Origin of the sequence: Tsukamurella conjunctivitidis, from assembly GCF_007858475.1 — a bacterium.
Lineage (GTDB): Bacteria > Actinomycetota > Actinomycetes > Mycobacteriales > Mycobacteriaceae > Tsukamurella > Tsukamurella conjunctivitidis.
The window spans coordinates 1-17,604 of sequence record NZ_VIGX01000027.1 but is presented as its reverse complement, the minus strand read 5'-3'; the positions used below and the strand labels follow the sequence as shown (position 1 = coordinate 17,604).

The 17,604-nt window shown below is 68.1% G+C and carries 17 protein-coding genes; all 17 read right to left on the bottom strand.

The window, feature by feature from the left end; translation table 11 throughout:
- Positions 1-83: 83 nt before the first annotated feature.
- On the bottom strand, positions 84-887 hold the full coding sequence (locus tag FK530_RS23170) for a hypothetical protein (RefSeq protein ID WP_146489291.1): 804 nt from the start codon (positions 885-887) through the stop codon (positions 84-86).
- Positions 884-1,357, bottom strand: coding sequence for a DUF4913 domain-containing protein (locus FK530_RS23165; protein WP_114514379.1), 474 nt, complete (start codon positions 1,355-1,357; stop codon positions 884-886). The genes FK530_RS23170 and FK530_RS23165 overlap by 4 nt, the downstream gene beginning before the upstream one ends.
- Positions 1,354-2,070 (bottom strand): hypothetical protein, encoded by a 717-nt coding sequence (locus FK530_RS23160; protein ID WP_114514380.1) that lies wholly within the window; start codon positions 2,068-2,070, stop codon positions 1,354-1,356. Before FK530_RS23160 ends, FK530_RS23165 begins: the two co-directional genes overlap by 4 nt.
- Positions 2,054-3,925 (bottom strand): type IV secretory system conjugative DNA transfer family protein, encoded by a 1,872-nt coding sequence (locus FK530_RS23155; protein WP_114514381.1) that lies wholly within the window; start codon positions 3,923-3,925, stop codon positions 2,054-2,056. Before FK530_RS23155 ends, FK530_RS23160 begins: the two co-directional genes overlap by 17 nt.
- A 28-nt stretch (positions 3,926-3,953) precedes the next feature.
- Complete coding sequence (locus FK530_RS23150; protein ID WP_114514382.1) at positions 3,954-4,553, bottom strand: hypothetical protein; 600 nt, start codon at positions 4,551-4,553, stop codon at positions 3,954-3,956.
- Entirely contained in the window at positions 4,553-6,331 is a 1,779-nt protein-coding gene (locus FK530_RS23145) for a M23 family metallopeptidase (RefSeq protein WP_146489290.1), read from the bottom strand. Before FK530_RS23145 ends, FK530_RS23150 begins: the two co-directional genes overlap by 1 nt.
- Before the next feature lie 99 nt (positions 6,332-6,430).
- Positions 6,431-6,721 (bottom strand): hypothetical protein, encoded by a 291-nt coding sequence (locus tag FK530_RS23140; protein ID WP_114514384.1) that lies wholly within the window; start codon positions 6,719-6,721, stop codon positions 6,431-6,433.
- A gap of 13 nt (positions 6,722-6,734) precedes the next feature.
- Positions 6,735-8,561 carry a putative type IV secretion/conjugal transfer ATPase gene (locus FK530_RS23135; protein WP_114514385.1) on the bottom strand — a complete coding sequence of 609 codons (1,827 nt, stop codon included), beginning with the start codon at positions 8,559-8,561 and terminating at the stop codon, positions 6,735-6,737.
- The gene (locus FK530_RS23130; RefSeq protein ID WP_114514386.1) at positions 8,558-9,472 is read right to left on the bottom strand and encodes an SCO6880 family protein; all 915 of its coding nucleotides are present in this window, start codon (positions 9,470-9,472) and stop codon (positions 8,558-8,560) included. Before FK530_RS23130 ends, FK530_RS23135 begins: the two co-directional genes overlap by 4 nt.
- A gap of 30 nt (positions 9,473-9,502) precedes the next feature.
- Positions 9,503-10,978, bottom strand: a complete 1,476-nt coding sequence (locus tag FK530_RS23125) for an SCO6880 family protein (RefSeq protein ID WP_114514387.1) — start codon at positions 10,976-10,978, stop codon at positions 9,503-9,505.
- 4 nt (positions 10,979-10,982) lie between these two features.
- Positions 10,983-12,497 (bottom strand): hypothetical protein, encoded by a 1,515-nt coding sequence (locus FK530_RS23120; protein ID WP_146489289.1) that lies wholly within the window; start codon positions 12,495-12,497, stop codon positions 10,983-10,985.
- Positions 12,479-13,369, bottom strand: coding sequence for a DUF8175 domain-containg protein (locus FK530_RS23115; protein WP_146489288.1), 891 nt, complete (start codon positions 13,367-13,369; stop codon positions 12,479-12,481). Before FK530_RS23115 ends, FK530_RS23120 begins: the two co-directional genes overlap by 19 nt.
- A 27-nt stretch (positions 13,370-13,396) precedes the next feature.
- Positions 13,397-14,128, bottom strand: coding sequence for a DUF8175 domain-containg protein (locus FK530_RS23110; RefSeq protein WP_146489287.1), 732 nt, complete (start codon positions 14,126-14,128; stop codon positions 13,397-13,399).
- A 12-nt stretch (positions 14,129-14,140) separates the two neighbouring features.
- Entirely contained in the window at positions 14,141-14,416 is a 276-nt protein-coding gene (locus FK530_RS23105) for a hypothetical protein (RefSeq protein ID WP_146489286.1), read from the bottom strand.
- Positions 14,417-14,432: 16 nt separating this feature from the next.
- Positions 14,433-14,750, bottom strand: a complete 318-nt coding sequence (locus FK530_RS23100) for a hypothetical protein (RefSeq protein WP_114514391.1) — start codon at positions 14,748-14,750, stop codon at positions 14,433-14,435.
- A gap of 39 nt (positions 14,751-14,789) precedes the next feature.
- Positions 14,790-15,356: a hypothetical protein gene (locus FK530_RS23095; RefSeq protein ID WP_158645184.1), complete on the bottom strand. Its 567-nt coding sequence runs from the start codon at positions 15,354-15,356 to the stop codon at positions 14,790-14,792.
- Positions 15,357-15,424: 68 nt separating this feature from the next.
- Positions 15,425-17,017, bottom strand: a complete 1,593-nt coding sequence (locus tag FK530_RS23090) for a MinD/ParA family ATP-binding protein (RefSeq protein WP_146489284.1) — start codon at positions 17,015-17,017, stop codon at positions 15,425-15,427.
- Positions 17,018-17,604 lie beyond the last annotated feature (587 nt).

The following is a 17,604-nucleotide window of genomic DNA, read 5'->3' as shown; positions in this document are numbered from 1 at the left end:
GTGCGGTGCCCCCGCGGCGCCGGATGCCACCGGCGTTGGTGCGGGAGGTGTGTTGCCGTGCGGTCGCGTTCGGTGCGCCGCGCTCACATGTCGAGATCGCGGGAACGGCCCTGCCCGCGACCCTGCCCTCGCTGCTTGCGCGCCTTCGGTGCACTGGCCCGCGTGCAGCTCGCCTTGTTCGCTCCGGGGAACGCCTTCGACGTAGTGCGGAGCGCGTTGCGGAACTCCTCGGAACCGACCTGCCGGTGCCGGTTCTCGACGGGGTTGACCGTCTGCTCGAGGTGTGACCGCCCCGTCGCCTGACCGGCCTGCCCCTCTGCATCGCGGGCTTCTCGCGCGCTCTTGGCCGCGGTCGCCTCCGCCTGAGTGGCGTCGGCCTCCGCGCTGTCGCGGCGATCGAGCGCGGTGACGGTGGCCTGCGCCTGGACCGGGTGGTCCTGGCCGTGCTTCGTCTCCTGCTCGTCGATGTCCTGCTTCATGTCGGGCACCTTCGGCTGCCACTGATGCAGTGGCACACCGTAGTTGGCCTTGACGTGCTGGTCGAGCTTGCCAAGCGCCTGACCGGCGACCGGCAGCTCGTTCCGGTACGCGTGGGCGAGGCGCGCAGCGTCGAGGATGGCAGCGTCATTGCGGCCGACGGCCTTCGACCAGGCCGGCTGCATCACCATGTTCAGCTTCTGCTGCGCCACCCTGCGCGCGGCCTGCATCTTCGCCTGGGCCGCGCGCGCCGCGCTCGCGTCCTGCTGGGCCCGCTGCTGTGCCTTGTTCGCGCGGCGACGGGCATCCATCTCCGCGATCCGGGAGAACATCATGCCCACGCGCATCGCGATCCGGCCGCCTTCCTGCCCGATCTCGTCCATCTCCGCAGGACCATGCTGAGTCGTCATGCGGCATCCCCCTGCAGCTCCTGCAGCACGAGCTCCGCCTCGTCCTCGGTCAGATTGCTCGGCAGCGCCGGCGAGATCTCGTGCTTCGTGCCGCCCTCAACCGAGGTCGTCCGGCACTTCGCGAACGGCCCGGACGGCGACAGCAGCACGCCCAGGTGCGGATAGAGGTGATCGCGCAGCCACACGCTCATCCCCGTGTCGGGGTCGGTGGACAGGTGCTCCCATGCGCGCCACAGCGCGGTGATCACCAGCAGCGCCTCCGGGTGCCGGTGCCACTCGGCGCACCACATCATCTCGGTCGAGTCCTCGATGTAACGCTCGACGACGGGCCGCATGACCTCGTTGAACCAGGCGAACTGGTTCTCGAACTGCAGCTCCAGCTCCTCCTCGCCGCCGCTGTCGGCGTCGCTACGGTCGTCCACGCCTGTGCCGTCCAGATCCTCGTACTCGTCGGGGTCGAAATCGCTCATGCCACGGCCTCCTCAGCAGCGGAATCAGAATCGGGGTTGGGCTCGGCGACGATGGCCGTCGCGAGCAGGTTCTGCAGCTTGATCTCGCGCCAGCTGCGGTAGCCCGGCTCCCGGCACCACTCGACGGCCGGGTTGCTCTCGCTGTCGTGGGCGAAGCGGACCAGCACGCCGCCCGCGGACGCCTTCCGCGCCTTCGCGTCCAGCCCGTGAGGCTCCGGGTGCGCGTGATGGACCACCACGGCAAGCCCGTCCAGGTGGCACTTCTCCCGGACCTGTCGGGCCAAGTACAAGGCCTTCTCGACGGCCTGGCCCGCCGCGCTGGCCTCCGGGTCCTCGTCGGAGAGACGATCCGACTCGAAGAACTCGCTGTACCACTGCACGGCGCCCTCGCTGTCGCAGATCGCGAAGGAGTTCGCCTCCGCGTCGCCGGCGGTGAACAGGTGCAGGACCGGCTCGCCCGCGGTCACGGACTCGAGGTGCGCCACGCGCTCGTTGTGCTCGCGCGTGCGCATCGCGGGGAAGTCGATGTCGAGCTGCTTGTCGAGCTCGGCGATGATCTTCGGCCAGACACCCTTGGCCTTCTTCATCACCTCCGACGTCCGGATCAGCTCAACGATCGTCTCCGACGTCTCGGCCGATCGAAGTTCGTCGATGTGCTCGGAGACGAATGCTTCCGCGACGTCCCACGCGTTCGCCTTAGTTTTGCCAGCCATGGTGTTCTCCTTCGAATTCGGGGTTGATGATCTGGTCCATCGGCTCGAACGTCGGGTAGCCGTTCGGGCCGACAGGGAGCGCGAGGGTCGAGGCCGGCAGTTCCGACTGGTCGGTCGGCTCGTACCGTGCGATGGACTCCTCGATGACCTCCTTGAACGGTCCCTCGAACCACGGGGCCGTGCGGATCAGCGTGGGACGGTTGCCGCTGGAGAGCACCAGCGCGCGGTGCGGAGGCATGGCACCGAGGTCGTGCGAGGTCAGCAGGCGTTCCTTCTGCCGCTGGTAGGACCGGGAGCGGGACCCGCCGCCCCGGCCCGAGGAGACGCTCACACTGCGCGACTCGTACTCGAAATCGCCGACCAGCTCGGACAGGAAGTTGAGCATGTCCTGCTCCTTGGACCCACCGCCGTAGAGGATGACGTTCGCGGCGCCGAACAGCTTCTTCATGCCCTCGGCGCCCCAGCAGGCCACGCCTTGGGCGTAGCTCTGCAGGATCGTGTCGACGAGGATTCCGCGGGAGCCGAAGTGCGAGTACTTGTCCGGCAGCTCAGTCCAGCGCACGACGTTCGCGCACTCGTCGAGTGGCACGTACATCGGCGTGCGGAGACGACCGCCAGGAGAGCGAGACCCCAGCTCCTCGGCGGCCTCGATCACGGCGACGGTGAGCGCGGTTACCAGCGGCCCGGCCGCGGCCGGGCCCTCCATCGAGAGGCTGTAGAGGGTGTCGTTGGACCGCACGAATTCATCCGGGTTGAAGTGCGGGCGGCCGGTGCCGTCGTCGGTCACCCAAGGCTGGATAGCCTTGTACCGCAGCACTGTCGCCATCTTCTTCGCCGTGCCGAAGATGCCGTCTCGCTGCTTCGGCGTGAGGTTGATCCAGCCGGCCATCTCCCGGTGGAACGATTCGTAGCCGTACGCGCTGAAGATCGGCAGCAGATCGCGGCACGCCAGGGGGTCGTTGACGAGCTCGTAGACCCGCATGATCGAGTCCTTGTTCAACGCGCAGCCCAGGATCACCGCGGCCAAGAGCCCCTGTCCCTCCGGCTCGAAGTACGGGTCCTTCTTCGCCGCATCGCCCGCGGCGGAGTTGGCGAACCGGTCCGCGAGCTTCGCGGCACGCTCGTCGTCCGTGACCCACGTCAGCGGATTCCACCACCACGTCGGCGGCTCGTTGGCGACCCGCTGCGGATCGAAGATCCACACGACGCCCTGCCGTTCGCGGTGCAGCCGCGTGGCGTCGAGCACGTCCCGCTTGTTCGAGGTGGTGACCACGGGGCCGGGCGCCGCGCAGATCGCGGGGATCACCCGCGAGGTCGACTTGCCGCGCCGCGGGCCCCAGATGTCGAGCTGGAGATCCTCGATCGAGCCGTAGAGCATCTCGCCGGTGGTCAGGTCTCGCCCGATCGGCATACCGGGCACCACGCCCGGTGCGGTGAACGCACGCAGCCGCTCTGCCTTCGCTGTTACCGCGGCCTCCGAGAGCGATTCCAGGTCCGAACCGTGCGCCATGTGCGGGACGGCGGTGTCGATCCACGTCGATGTGCCCTTGATGGTCTTCTTGCGCAGCAGCCAGTACCGCACGCCGAGGAAGACCAGGCCGGCCACGATCAGCAGCAGGACCACGAAGATCACCGCCTCGGCGAGGCCGATGTGCAGCTTGCCGCGCAGCACCGCGGACGGGACTGCGAACGGGTTCTTCGCCGGCGCGGCCTGGCCCGCGAGGAAGGCCGGGATCGCGGTAGCGAGCCAGACCAGGACCAGCATGACCACGACGGCGGCCACGCAGCCGAACGCGAGCGGCGTCAGGTCCCGGTCGCGTGGCTGGAGCGGTTTGCCTGGGGACGGGGAGGGCATTTCGGAACTCCTTCTCGTGTAGGTGCTTTCACCCGATAGTGGTGAATGTGTAGTTCGATACGAGCCAGTGCCCGGAGACCTTCTCGAGGGTGACCCGGACGGTGAACTTCGCGTACCCGGTCGCTGCCCCCGACACCGGCTGCAGGAACTGGGTGACCGGGGCGAACAGCGTCACCGTGTTCGCGCCGTCCGAGATCGGGACGCTCCTCATCGTTTGCGTCGGCGCCGTCGCGACGACGAGGGTCTTCTGCTCGGCCCACTGCGACCACTGGGAAATCGGCCGCACGGGTCCGGACGTGGCCTGCGCGTCCGCCCGCGCGGTACCGGTCAGCTGCGGGAGGGCTCGACCGACCGCGTCCGCGGGCGATCGGTCCGTCCCGGGATTCCAGCTGAACATCGTGGTTAAGACCGACGACGCGACCTCCCGGGCGTCGCCCCGGTCGACGCCCTCGCTGCCCTCGTGCTGCTCGGTGCCTTGCCCCGCTCCGCTGCCGTCTCCGCCGATCGAGGTGTAGATCCAGCTGGCCAAGGCCAGCCCGAAGATGACGATCGCTGCAACGGCGACCACAGCGAGAAGCCGCCGCTGGTTGCCGCCGCCACGGCCGTTGAGAGTCGGAATCAGTCGCATTAGGTCAGGCCTCCTGCCTGGAACGCGGGGACGCGCGAGAGGATTCGCGCGACGTAGGGCTGGGTCTGTGTGCTGTAGTCGCCGCCGCTGGGCATGCCGCCCGCGCGGAGCACGGCCCCTTCACCTGCGTTGTATGCAGCGAGGTAGAGGCCCTGGGCGCCGCCCATCCCGGGCTTCACCTTGCCGGAGGCGATCGCTCCGTCGATGATCTTGGCGATCGTGCAGAGGTAGTCGGCCTGGCTCATCACCGCGTCGCCAATCGAGTTGATGTCGATCTTGCCGTCGCCGTCCCAGTCCTTGCCGTATCTCGCCCACGTCTCCGGCATGAATTGGGCGGGCCCGCCCGCTCCCGTCTTCGACACGGGGGCATTCGGCCCGTACCGGAAGCCGTTCTCCGCCTCAAGGTCTGCGGCGATGAGGGAGCTGGAGATCTGCGGGCACATCGTGCCCGCCTTGCGGATCCACGGATCGAAGGCCGGTGGGACCTTGCCCGGGCCGAGGTTGTCCGTGCCGCCACCGGGGTAGCCGCTTGAGCCGGTGGTGTCGCACTGCTCCGACGATGACCCGCCCGGCCCTGCGACCGATCCTGCGGCCACGTCGCCGCCGAGGACGCGATCGGGCGCGGTCCAGTGGACGTGGTCCTTGTGGTCGTTGAGGGTGCCCTGGTCGAACTTGTAGGGCTTGCCCATCGAGATGTTCGCATCGAACGGCGGTACGCCCCAGATGAGTTCCCGGGAATCGGGGAAGTTTTGGGCGATCCACGCGGCCACCGCAGGCAGGCGAGCGACGTCGCCGCCGATGTCGATGGCGATGCCACGGTTGTGGTTGTCGGGCCGGCCGAGGACCTGCTCGATCCGGGTGGCCGAGACCAGGGTGACTTCCGGGAAGGCCTTGCGGACAAGGTCCCACGAGCGCTGCTGCCCGGCGGTGGTGATTCCCGTGCCGGAGATGTTGCCGAAGCTGACGTGACCGCCCTCGATGCCCCCGGTGCGGTCGACCTGCCCGGGGCCGGTGTTCTGCGAGAACTGGGTGACGGTGGCCTGCTGTGCGGCAACCGGAGACGGGGTCGGGCCAGCCGCGCTGTCGGTGGGGGGCGCGCGGGGCGCGGACGGGTCCTGCGCCGCCGGCGCGGTGGCGCCGACCGGGGCCGGTGCGGGAGCTGCAGCCGGCTGGCCGCCGGGCTCGCCCGCAGCGTCGAACCAAGGCCGCGGGTCCACCGCGGACGTAGACGAGTCCGGGCCCTTGTAGCCGCCGGGATGGATCTCGAAATGCAGGTGCGCGCCCGAGCTCACGCCGGCATTGCCCTCCTTGGCGATGAGCTGGCCTGCGGTCACCTGCTGGCCCACCTTCACCAGCAGACCGTCGTTGTACATGTGGCCGTAGAGGCTGGATACCTTCTGTCCCTTGATGTTGTGGTCGATGATGATCCAGTTGCCGAACCCGCTGCTCGGTCCCGCCGACCGGACCAGCCCGTCCGCGAAGGCGTAGATCGGCGTTCCCTCGGGGCCGGAAACATCCATGCCCCAGTGCATCGCCCCGCTGCGGGGGCCGAAGGGCGAGGTGATCTGGTAGGTGCCCTGTTTCATGGGCTTGACGGTGCCCTCAGCGGATGGGATCGCGGCCGTGCCGCCGCCTGCGACCGCTGCACCGCCCGGGTTCGACGGTGTGCAGGCGTCATCATCGCTCGCGATGACGGAGATCAGGCCGAAGACCAAGAGAAGGCAGGACAGCGCCGCGCCCACCGCGACACCGATACCACCACCGGGCTTACTGCTCACTGCGCTGTCCTCGTTCGGTGGGTGATCGAGTACTCGTTCTCGCTGCCGGGGATGCCGCCCCAGTCAGCTGAAATACTCAGCCACCCAATATGGTTTGGGCTAGAACTCTGCTTCGGCACCCGTCGTGTGCCTGTTGATCAGCCGCGCTACCTTCAACCGGGCCTCCAGCTCGCGCACGCGGTCACTCTCCGCATCCCGGCCGATCTCCGCTTCGACGCACCACTTCTGCACCGTGCTGGCCGCGTAAGGGATGTGGCGCGAGACCTCGACACATGCTGCCCACCGCGTCATCGACGAGTCCTGGAGCATCTGGCGGACCGTCGCGAGGGCGGCGTCGCGGATCTCCGGGGTCGCGATCCGCGGGAATCGCGGGTTCTGTACTGCCGTCACTTCGTTCGTCCTCCTACTGCGCTGCGGCGGCCATGCGGTGCTCGAACCGCTTACTGGTTGCGTGCATGTGGCTATTCGTCTCCGTCGGCACCACATCGAGCTTGAACGGGATTCCCGGCTGCGTGTCGGACTCGCCGGCCTTGAGAAGGAACTTTCCGGTTCCGCTCGCGACGCGGCGGACCGGGTCATTCTGAGAAAGGGGATCGTCGATCGGGTTGCCCGACGCGGCCCACGCCGAGAGATTTGCCGCCTCCTTCTTGGAGAAGTGGGTGACCGCTCGGTTGCGCTCGACCTCGTCGGGTGGGATCGGTCCGTAGATCTTCACGCGGGCGCGTTCGATGAAGCCGAGGGCCTTCTGCCGCTCGGCGTGTGAATCGAACGCCTCCAGGTCCTTGATCGTGTGCGTGATCATGGTCGTCGCAACACCGTCGGTGCGCTGGGTACGAGTGATCTCGTCGGTCCGGTCGACGACGCCGCCACCTGCCGAGAGCACGCGCGCGAGCTCGTCCATTACCGCGTGGTAGTTCATCTGAGGGATCACGCCCTGGTCGGCGAGAATGTTCGCGCCCTTGATCGACGCGAATCCCTCTGCCCAGCAGGTCATGAGCGCGGCGGCGCGGAGCTTGCCGTTGCCCTCCGGGATACGACTGATGTCAATGCAGATCGGCCGGCCCGAGGTGATGTCGAGCTGCTCGCTGGTCGGAGCGTTGAAGATCGACCCGAAGGGGCCAGCGATCACAGCGGTGAGGGTTTGCCGCAGGCGCAGCGTCGCGTCGAAATACTGGTCCGTCGCGCGGCCACCGAAGTGGTCCTCCGCGGTGCCGTCGTAGGCGCCCGATGCCTCGACCAGATCCTGGGGGCCATCGCGGAACACGTTCAGTAGATCCGCCAGCAGAGGGGCCTTGTTGCCCGTGAAGTTGCCGCTGCGGTAGAGCTGCCGCAGGCCGGCGGCGATCATGGTCTCCTCGAAGTCTTCGAGGCGTCCGCCGCGGACCATTTCGAGCAGGGACGCTGTCACCAGTACCTGGCGGGACTCGATCTCCAGACGCACTGCGGCTTCGACCTCCGCGGGCAGGCCGCGGTTGAGGATCTGACCGAGAGCGCCGACACCGAGCGGGTTGATCTTGCTGGCACCGAAGCCGAAGTCGATGACCTGGCCGTCGAGCGCCTCCACGACGGCGCGGTAATCGGGCTTGATGTCGCCGAGCAGCAGCGGCACGTCCCCGTGGGCGCAGTCGCCCACGACGATGCGGCGGGCGAGGGTGGATTTTCCGAATCCGTTGAGCGCGAGGATGAATGCGGCGGGAGCGCTGATGAGGCCAGCGGCGTACCAGGAGAGAGGGTCAAAGGCGACGATCTGCCCGGACTCCTGGTGAGTGCCGACCGGAGTTCCGACGATCGGGGAGTTGCTGCCGATCGCCCACGGGAACAGACCCGGGAGCTGAGCGGTCGTGGCGCGCCACTCGGGCATGCGCTCGATCGTGGCCATGCGGCCGCCGCCGCGGCCGATGAAGCCCTGCCGCGACGACTCCAGGAGCGGCACGTCGAAGCTGACGCCGCGCTCCTGCGCATCGCGTTGCCGCTGCCGGCGCACGTTGTCTCGGTTGATCAGGATCCGGGCGTGCAGACGCTTCGGTCCGCTGCCCGTGCGCGCGAGGTCTTCGAGGTCGTCGCGCTCACGCTCAGTCATGGTCGGCTTGAGCATGGAGGCCTGGGCCTGCTTGACCGCGTTCTTGCGGCGCATCGCCTCGACGGACAGTTCGCCGGCGTCGAGACGGAGTCCAACTCCGTGGTCGTCGGTGGCCGATTGGGCGTGTCGCCCCGGCAGAACGGTGGTCATGCGGCTTCCTCCGTGCGGTGGTAGGGGCGGCTGGGGTGCTCGGCGACGGTGCCGTGTTCGGGGAGTAGGACTCCGACGCCGAGCGATGCGGCGAACAGCTCGGCGTTGCGGTCGAATCCGCGACGTGCGGCCAGGCGCGCGCCGAGCGGGAGGTGCTCTGATCGGATGGCAGTGGTGCTGGGCTCGGCGTCGAAGTCGGTGAGCGTCGTCGAGACGAGGAACCGCTCGAGCATGGTCCCCTCCTCGTTCGTCGGCCGGTACGTGATCGCGACCCGGGCGCGGGAGGCATTGGTCTGCGTGAGCATCGCGTGAACCTCCGGCGTGACGGTGTCCGCGGGCTGGTGGACCCAGGACGCCGAGACGTACCCGTCGTGCGAGAACCAATCCCGCGTCTCGTGCGGCGTGATCGGTCCGCAACCGGGCCAAGTCGGAATGTTCTCGTCTGCTTCCAGGTGCCCGGTGTATGCGTCGCTGATCCACGCCGCGATCCGCTCTTCGGGCAGCGGGTCCGACACCAATCCGCTCTGCGCCAGGGAACCGAGAAGGTTCGGCAGACGCCGGCCGATCTCGACGGCGTGCTCGTCGAGATCTCGGTGCTGCTTAGTAGCCGCACGGAAGGTCACGCCCAGCCGCGCGACCTCGTGGTCCCCGTTTCGGTCCCAGACTGCTGTGACCGCGGTGATGTCCGGGGAGTTGCTGACCAGCTCGACGGACTGCAACCAGCTGTGGCACCACAGGTCCAGATCCGGGCTGGTACCCGGCCACACCGCGAGCACGACGGTGTGGTCGCCGGTATCCGGGCTCGCGACGAGCGCGAAGGGCTGACCGCCGGCGCTCTGCGCGTCGCGTACGGATAGGCCCGAACGGATGCCGGGGAGATGCAAGGTCGTCGAGCGCTTCTTGCGTGCCATCAGGGCGTTCCTTTCTGAACGGTAGGTGGGTCAGGCCGCGACGCGGTCGCTGATCGTTGCGTGGGACGGCAGAACCAGGCCGATGCCCATGCCGTGGGCGAACAGCGCGGCTTGCTGGTTGTAGGCCAGCCGAAGGTCAAGGCGGGACGCAGTGCCGAGGTCCGACAGGAGCGACTCGACCTTGCTCAAGTCCCCGTCGGTCGGGATCGTCACCGTCACCGAGATCATGAAGCGGCTCACGCCGGCGCCGAGCGCCTGCTCCTCGCGGGCCTGGCGGGTGCGCTCGACGCGCAGCCGCGCCTCCTCCGAGAGACGACCGACGCGGCCGGTCACTGCGCGCTCGGCGTCGATGTGGTCTTCGTCGACGATGCGGGTCGATTCCGCAGGTGTGTGCGGGCGGTAGCAGACCACCACGCGCTTGCGAGGAATCTCCGAGCGGGGGGCGAGCACTTCCTCGAGCACGTGTGCGTCGACCGCCGAGGCCGGCGGCTTGCGCATCACGTAGCTGACGCTCATCCCTGCGTCATGCAGGTAGTAGCCGCGCTTGTCGTCGGCCGACAGCGGCCCCGCATCGGCCCAACTGAACCCGAGGTCCTGGCCCTGCAGCAGCGCCGTCTCCACATCGAACTCGTCGGCGGGTGAGTACCCGCGGCGTGTGATGGCGATGATCTCGCGCTCGCCCATCGGACGGCACGGCAGTCCGGACGTCGCGATCACGTCGACGATGCGCGGCAGTCGACGAGCGATATCGTCCGCCTGCTCGACGGTGTCGCGATGGCGCATCCCGATGTCCGCATTGAACGTGATCGACATCCGTCCCTCGAGGCGAACCTCGGCGGAGGGGACAGCGTAGTTGGCCTCCGTGTGGATTTGCTTGGCGACCGGGTGCGCGTTCTCCTTGACCTGCTTCTCGTGCTGCAGCGCCACGCGCTGAGCCGACTCGGGCAGCGTCTCCACGACGGCCACCAGAGCTTCGACATCCGGCGACTGGCCGTTGAAGGCGATCGCTCCACCGAACTGCTGGACCATCTGATCGAGGCGGGCCTGATCGATCCACTCCGAGCCTTGCGGCCACGTCCTGAGAACGACCGTGTAGAAGTCACCGACCTTGATCAATCCGAACCGCGTGCCGTCGATCGCCACATGCTCCGAGAGCTGCGAATTGGCCAGCACCCCCGGGCACCGGGCTGACGGGACCTGAGTGCCGCCGCCGGAGCGGTAGTGGTTCTCCCCGGAGCGCAGCGAACCACCACGTCCCCGCGATTCCAGGGCGATCTCCCACCAGCTCTTCCCGCCCCAGGACAGCCACAGTGGCGCGACGATCACGATGGCGATGAGGACCGCACCGATGCGCACCAGGCCGGGCAGTGGCAGCGCGAAGCACAGCAACACCACGATCGCCGCCGCGATGAACACGTAGGTGCCCGTGCTCGTGCCGCCGAACATGCCGCTCTTGCGCGGCTGGGTCCAGCCTCCGTACAGCAACCGCTGTTCCGTCTCAGCCATCGTCCTATCCCTTCATCGCATGTGCGCCATAGCCGGACTGCAGTGCCGGTCGTTCTGCCGCGGCGCCGGCCGCTACGGGCGTCGACGGCGCCGACGCATTGGACTCACCCTCGGGCGCGCTCTGCGCGAGCTGGGCAGCAGAACCGGCCACACCACCCGCAGCGCCACCGGGCAGCGAGGACTTCGCCGGCCCAGGATTGCGACCGCCACCACCACCTTGTCCGGACGACGGGCTCCCCGATCCAGGCGTGGGTCCCGGCGAAGGCTTCGGCCCGGGTCCGCCCTGCCCGCCACCAGAGGGCGGTCCCGATGGAGGCCCGGGCTTGCCGCCAACCGCCGACGGGCCGCGACTGGCCACCGAAGACATCCCCGCGCCCGCGCCCGCCGCACCGGACGCCCCGCCGGTCGCCACGAGCGAGCCGACCGCGACCGCGGCCCCGGCCACCATGCCCGCTGCCGCGAGACCAGAACCGCCACCACCCATCGCTCCGATCGCCGGAGCCACGAGCTTCATCAGCGACGGGAGAACGAAGGCGGCCATCGTGAACAGCACGATCCCCAGTAGCTTCATCTGCGGATCCTGAGACGGTGTGCCCGCGGCCGTGAACGCCACCACATACACCAGCGCGCCGACTGGTTTGAACAAGAGGAAGGCGATGACCCACCCCTGGAGCTTCTGGTACGCCTGCGATCCCGGACCGGTCCCGGCCCACGTCGCAGCGATCGGGATCATGGCCATTACCACGATCAACATCGCCTGACGCATCACCAGCAGGAACAGCTGGAGTAGCGCGCCGAGGAAGCCGACCAGCGCGATGATCGCGACGCCCGCGACGGGCATCAGCCCACTGACCGCGCCGAGCTGCATGGTCTTGATGACCTCGCCGCCGGTGTTGCCCTTCAACACGACCGATCCCAGCACCCAGTTGGAGAAGGCGTCGCCGATGGCCGTCCCCAGCATGACGAAGCTCGAGAACATCGTCGTCGTGAACACCGCGCGGACCAGCGAGGTCCATGCCGCCTCCGACTCCTCCACGAGCCCCTTGCGCGAGACAGCCATCCGGAGCGCCACGAACGACAGCGACACGATCAAGCCCACGATCTGCAGCTCCAGGGTGTAGTCCCTCACGATCTGCAGGATCGACCCCGACTGCGAATTCTCTTGCGGGCCAAGCTTCGGGCTCGGCATCGCGATCCACCACGACATCGATAGCTCCAGCGCCTTACCCATGGCCTCGTTCATCGACTCGACGATCTTGTCGAACGAACCGCCAACTGCCGCACCAACTGTCTTGTTGAAGACGGTGCAGGGTAGGACGGTGAGGGGGTTGGGCGAGCATCCTGGATCCGCCGATGCCCGGCCGGCGCCGGCGACAAAGTTCCCGAGGCTCAGGGCCGCGACGGTGAGAAGCCCGATCGCGAGTGAGGGAATTCGAGCGACGAAGGCGCGCAGGACCTTACTGCGCTTGGTCTCGTCGTCCTCGTGGGTGCAGGTTGCAGTCACCATCGCCGGGACCATCTCCCATCAAGTTGGTTCTCAACCGCGCCCGTGCCGAGCGCGGGAAGGGGCAGCTTCCACATGCCGTCGCGCCAGACGACCTGCATATCGGTTCGCACACCCTTGGAGGTGTCGCCGGGAAGTCCGAAGATGAAGCTCACGAGCGCGTACTCTCCGGAGAATTCGGAGACCCTGACTCCAACCGGGACGTTCCCCGGACCACCGCCGCCGGCCCAGGTCGTTGACTGGGTCCGTCCATCGAGTCGTTCGAGTTGCTGACGCGCATCCGCGGCACCAGCAGACCCGTCGCTGATCGTTCCGCGGTCGAGAAGACTCTGCCGGCGTCCGCCGTCCGTCTCATACGTCAGCCGGAAGGTCAGCTGCCACGCTGCCATGACCGCGCCCTGGGGTGTGCGAGCGAACCCTTCAGGCACGCCGTTGACGATCTTCGAGGGGCCGTCCGAGGTGGAGAACGGCATCGCCACGCCGTTGAACAGGTACTGCCACATCAGACCGCGCGGCGGGCCGGTGAGCCACTCCGGATCGGTCGCAGTGAAGGCAGGGCCGCCCGTCTGGGGGAGAGCGATCCCCACGGCGTTGCTCGGCACCTCCAGGCGCCGTCCGTTGATGTCCACGCGCGGTGTGCCGAACTGACTGCGCAGGTCGGTGCCCGAATCGGCTGACGGCGGGCGGGCGACCGTCGTGCTCGGCCCCGCCGCGTTCGGCCCGTCGAGCTTCGGCCGGGTGCTCGGGACCGCGAGGATCACCACCGCCACGATCACGATCACTGCAATGAACAGGCCACTGATCAGCGTCCAGTTCAGACGCCGATTGCGGCCGTTCTCGTCGTTTCCTCCGGTCGGCGCAGGGGAGGGGGTCTGGGGTGTTGTCATCGTTGGCTCCTTCGGTGGGGTCCGCAGCTACGCGCTGCGGAGCTGCACCGCATCCTTCGGGATCTCCTTGACGGCCTCAATGGCGGGCGGGAGCTTCGAGAGATCGGGCTGGCAGGTCGCCTGCGGCGTCACCTGCCCTGGCAGCGCGGTCGGGGTGGTCTCCGTGCCTGCCTTGCAGGGCGGTACTGGGATGACCAGGCCCCAGTCGTTCGCTGCTGTCCACACCACCTCGAGGTGGTTGACCGTGAGCGAGCTGTCGGTCTGGCGCGCGAAGACGTCGATCTTGGCGCCGTCGTTGGTGAAGGTGGTGACCTTGTAGGCCATCACCGTGGGCGCCAGAGTGGGGTTGACGGTGGTCGTGTTCATCCGGATCCGCTGAGCGATCCACCAGTCCCGTCCCCGGCCTGGGGCGATGAGGTCGCGCGTTACCGCGATCCATTCGCCCTGCCCGGTGTTGTCGTTGCGGGCGATGCCGTTGCGGGTGGCAGCGTTGATCGCCGCCAGGGCGGCGCCGGCGCTATCCCGCTCGTACCCAGTAGGGGCCGGCTCGGTGCGGTTCTTGGGACCCTGGTCGGCGACAGGTACCTCGACGCCGTTGAACTTGGTCCACGACAGGTTCGTAGGGCCGCCCGCCGCACCGGTCGTACTCTCGCCGCCCCCGCAGCTGGTGGCCACCACGATGATCGCGGCCACCACTGCGATGGCCGTGATGAGCACGCCGCGGCGGGTGCGTAGGAAGGTGACTGCAGATTCGATCACGATCTTCATTCCTCACTTGATGATCGCGTCGGCGATCGGGGATGCGCTGCTGATGAGCACGGCGGCGGCGAGCACCTTGATCAGGCGCTCCTGGGCGGGGATCCCGAGCGGCATGCTCTTGCTGGCCGGTTCCAGCCACCAGAACCCGCCGATAGCCATGAGGAGCGCGATCAGGAGGGCGTAGAAGATCCAGTTTCCCCAGCCGAGCATCAGCTCGATCGGCTTACGCATCGTGTCGGGCATGGGGACGTACGCCACCATGATCGTCGTCGTTAGCGAATTCATCATCAGCACAGTGCCTTTGCTACGCGGTGGCGGCGTCCATGATGCCGGTGGCGCCGGCCGCGATGACCGCGCCCACGCACACCCAGAGCACGATCTTCATGGCCTTGTTGTCGTTGCGCTCGGAGTATTTCTCGATGGCGAAGATCGCGCCGGCGCCGATGAGGGCGCAGACGCCGACGAAGTAGACGATCCACTTGCCCCAGCCGAGCAGCCGGAGGAACTTCTCGGCGAACGGCGGGGTCTGAGTCTGGACGTTGATCGTGTCGGCGAGTACGTCGGTGTTCGTCGCGGCGTGCAGCTGCGTCGCGACGTCGACGAGGGTGGGGATGGTGGTCATGTGCGCTGTCCTTCGTTTCGAGGTGTTTCTGCTTCTGCCCTAGCTGGGCAGTACGTGAGGGAGTTCGTCGACGGCGTGCTGGTGCAATGCCATGGCCAGCTCTCCGACTGCGGGATGGACGCCCTGGCGGAGGTCCTTCGGGGCGCGGCGGGGGGCGACGTACTGGTCCGGCACGACCGGGAGGTCGCTCCGTGGGATCTCCACGAACTGCTCGAGCCACGGCACGGAGAAGATCCGCAGCGGTTCTCCGAACGCCGGGCGATCAGCCAGCGAGAACACCAGGTCCCGCTTCCGCCGCACCTGCGGGCTCCGCTCGCCGCGGTTTGCCGCCACGACGATCAGCGCGATTAGCGCGGAGGGGATCTGCTCCGTGTAGTACTGGCGCAACGCCACGTGCGCGGCATCGAGCCCGTCCATGCTGTCGCGCACCACCAGCGCGCACAGAGGCGACTCGTGCTGCCCGGGCACACCAGGCCACTTCCGCCCGCCGTCGCCGGCGAACGGGAGCATCTGCGCGAGCGTCGACACACCCGCTCCACCGTGTGGCGACACGAGCCACAGCAACGATTCCGCGCCGCCCCGACGCGGGGTCACACGGACGTCCATGGCCTCTTCGTGGTCCGCGAGCGGTGCAATCCCGGACGTCGGGATCGGACCGGTCACTGGTCGCGCCGTCATCGCCGTGCTCCGGCGAGCGCGCCATGACGCTTGGCCTGGGCGGCGTTGTAGTGCCGGTGCGCCGACGCCTCGAAGTCGTCGCCGATCGTCGCGGCCAGCTCGAGCATCGCCCACTGCGTGGACTTCTGCAGCAGGTCGTGAACGATCGGGCCGTCGAGGCCCAGGTGGTCGTCGTACGGAAGGTCGAGCACCCTGGAGGTGTTCGGGGCCTGCATCTCGGCGGGGCGGTCATCGTTCTTGCGTAGCTGCTCGATCTCGGCGGCGAAGTCCTGATGCAGCTGCTTGGGCTTGAACGTGCCCTTCTGGCCGGTGTTGTTGACCAGGACGACCGCGCGCGAGACCAGGTGCCGGTACTCGGCGATGTCGCGCCCGGTGTTCGGATCCTGCAGAGGCTTCTCCGTGAGCAGATCCGCCGGGTAGTTGTTGAGGAACTTCAGTGCCTGACGCGCCTTCTTGACCGTGCCCCGGGCGGTACCGGTCACGATGACCACGCGGTCCGCGCGCGCGAGCGCGGCCTTGGTCACGTCGTGGTGCATTTCGGTGCCGCAGTCGGTGACGATGATGGGGAAGATCTTCTCCGCCACGTCCAGGAGGGCGTCGTACTCCTGCGCGGTGAGCATGTGCGCGGCGGCGAGGTTGTCGCTGCCCTGAACGGCCTCGAAGTTGCCGCTGCTCTTGCCGGTGTAGGTCGTGAACGTCGGGTACGAGACGTTGTCCCGGGCGTCGATCTGACCGTCGGGGCCGTGGCTGAACAGCTCCTTGTTCGCCAGCAGGTGACGAATGTCGTAGCGGCTGGGCTGATCGAGGCGGTCGGCGAGCGTGCCGGTCGCGGGGTTGGCGTCGATGCCGAGGACGCCGCTCGCGTCGACGTGCAGGCCGAGCGCGGTGAGGAGCGCCGCGACGGAGGTGGTCTTGCCGGCGCCGCCCTTGACGGTGATCACGACGACCTTGTAACCGCAGACGCCCGGGCTGACGTTCACGCGCTGGACGAGACCCGCGCGGCGCAGATCGGCCTTCGACGGTCCGGGGTTCACGCTTCCCCCGCTGAGGTTGAAGATCAGGCGGCGCATGCCGCTGCTCGGCGGTTGCTTCAAGTCGCCCGCACCGTCGCTGAACAGCGTGTGCGTGGGGCCGTTCTCCGGCACCGGTGCGAGCGGCGGGGCGGGGCGGTACGCCATGGTCGGCGGCTCGTTCGACTGCATCGCGCTGTAGGCGGGCTGCTGTCCGGGCTGCGGCTGCGCGCCGACCCACCGCTGCGGATCGAACTGTGCCGCGGGAGGAGGGCCGGGGACCGCATGCAGCGGGCGGCTTGCGTGGTTCGGGTCGAAGTAGCCCGAGAATCCCCCGGTGTTTCCGTGATCATCGGGCTGGTTGGTCGCGGATGCCTCCTGGTCGAAGTCGACGAATTCCGGCTCCACCGGGCGATGCTCCGGTGCGGACGGTCCCTCCGGGGCCGCGGCCCATTTCCTGGCCCAGGCGGGGGTCTCGTCGACCTCGGGCTGGTCCCGGGGATCGGTGCCGTTGAGGTTCGTGTTCACGTCGTCCTCACCGTCCTCGTGCGGGTCGAAGTTGTTCGTGGTGATCGTCATTGGGCGTGTCCTTCCGGGAAGCGGGTGGGGTAGCGGTCGCGGTCGTTGGTTTGGGTGGGCGGGTCGCGGGGGGCGGCGCGGGGGGCGGTTTGACCCTCGGCGAGGTGGCCGTTGTCGCGGGCGCCTCGGTCGCGACCGGCACTGCGATCGGTGACGAGATCGCGGGCGCCGACGGCGCGCTGGCAGAAGGGAGAAGGGATGTGATGCCGATGACCGCACCGGCGCCCAGCGCGAACAGGATCAGAGCGGAGGCCGCCACCACCGCCGCGCCCCGGTGTTCTCCGACCGAAGGGCCGTGCAGGCGCCACCAGTAGCGGAAGTCACTGACGAGGTAGCGCACGCGATGCGTACTGGTTACTCGTCGGCTGCTACGGGACATTGTGCCTCCCTTTCTCATTCGTGAGGTCGTCCGTTACCGGGGTCCGGTCGGGGTCTGAGCGGTGGTGGTCGGGGTCGAATCTTATCTCCAGCTGACAGGCTTGGTAAGGGGTTGACCAGCAGGGATGCTGTGGTGGACATGTCCGTCACGAGGTCGTAGTTTGGCGGTGGGACGGTGCCCAGCAGCGGGTGCACAACCACACACGGGG

What these genes read in the sequence shown, in the direction of transcription:
- FK530_RS23170 (WP_146489291.1), bottom strand. Translation starts at nt 887, where the DNA reads ATGACGACTCAGCATGGTCCTGCGGAGATGGACGAGATCGGGCAGGAA.
- FK530_RS23165 (WP_114514379.1), bottom strand. Translation starts at nt 1,357, where the DNA reads ATGAGCGATTTCGACCCCGACGAGTACGAGGATCTGGACGGCACAGGC.
- FK530_RS23160 (WP_114514380.1), bottom strand. Translation starts at nt 2,070, where the DNA reads ATGGCTGGCAAAACTAAGGCGAACGCGTGGGACGTCGCGGAAGCATTC.
- FK530_RS23155 (WP_114514381.1), bottom strand. Translation starts at nt 3,925, where the DNA reads ATGCCCTCCCCGTCCCCAGGCAAACCGCTCCAGCCACGCGACCGGGAC.
- FK530_RS23150 (WP_114514382.1), bottom strand. Translation starts at nt 4,553, where the DNA reads ATGCGACTGATTCCGACTCTCAACGGCCGTGGCGGCGGCAACCAGCGG.
- FK530_RS23135 (WP_114514385.1), bottom strand. Translation starts at nt 8,561, where the DNA reads ATGACCACCGTTCTGCCGGGGCGACACGCCCAATCGGCCACCGACGAC.
- FK530_RS23130 (WP_114514386.1), bottom strand. Translation starts at nt 9,472, where the DNA reads ATGGCACGCAAGAAGCGCTCGACGACCTTGCATCTCCCCGGCATCCGT.
- FK530_RS23125 (WP_114514387.1), bottom strand. Translation starts at nt 10,978, where the DNA reads ATGGCTGAGACGGAACAGCGGTTGCTGTACGGAGGCTGGACCCAGCCG.
- FK530_RS23120 (WP_146489289.1), bottom strand. Translation starts at nt 12,497, where the DNA reads ATGGTCCCGGCGATGGTGACTGCAACCTGCACCCACGAGGACGACGAG.
- FK530_RS23115 (WP_146489288.1), bottom strand. Translation starts at nt 13,369, where the DNA reads ATGACAACACCCCAGACCCCCTCCCCTGCGCCGACCGGAGGAAACGAC.
- FK530_RS23105 (WP_146489286.1), bottom strand. Translation starts at nt 14,416, where the DNA reads ATGATGAATTCGCTAACGACGACGATCATGGTGGCGTACGTCCCCATG.
- FK530_RS23100 (WP_114514391.1), bottom strand. Translation starts at nt 14,750, where the DNA reads ATGACCACCATCCCCACCCTCGTCGACGTCGCGACGCAGCTGCACGCC.
- FK530_RS23095 (WP_158645184.1), bottom strand. Translation starts at nt 15,356, where the DNA reads ATGGACGTCCGTGTGACCCCGCGTCGGGGCGGCGCGGAATCGTTGCTG.
- FK530_RS23090 (WP_146489284.1), bottom strand. Translation starts at nt 17,017, where the DNA reads ATGACGATCACCACGAACAACTTCGACCCGCACGAGGACGGTGAGGAC.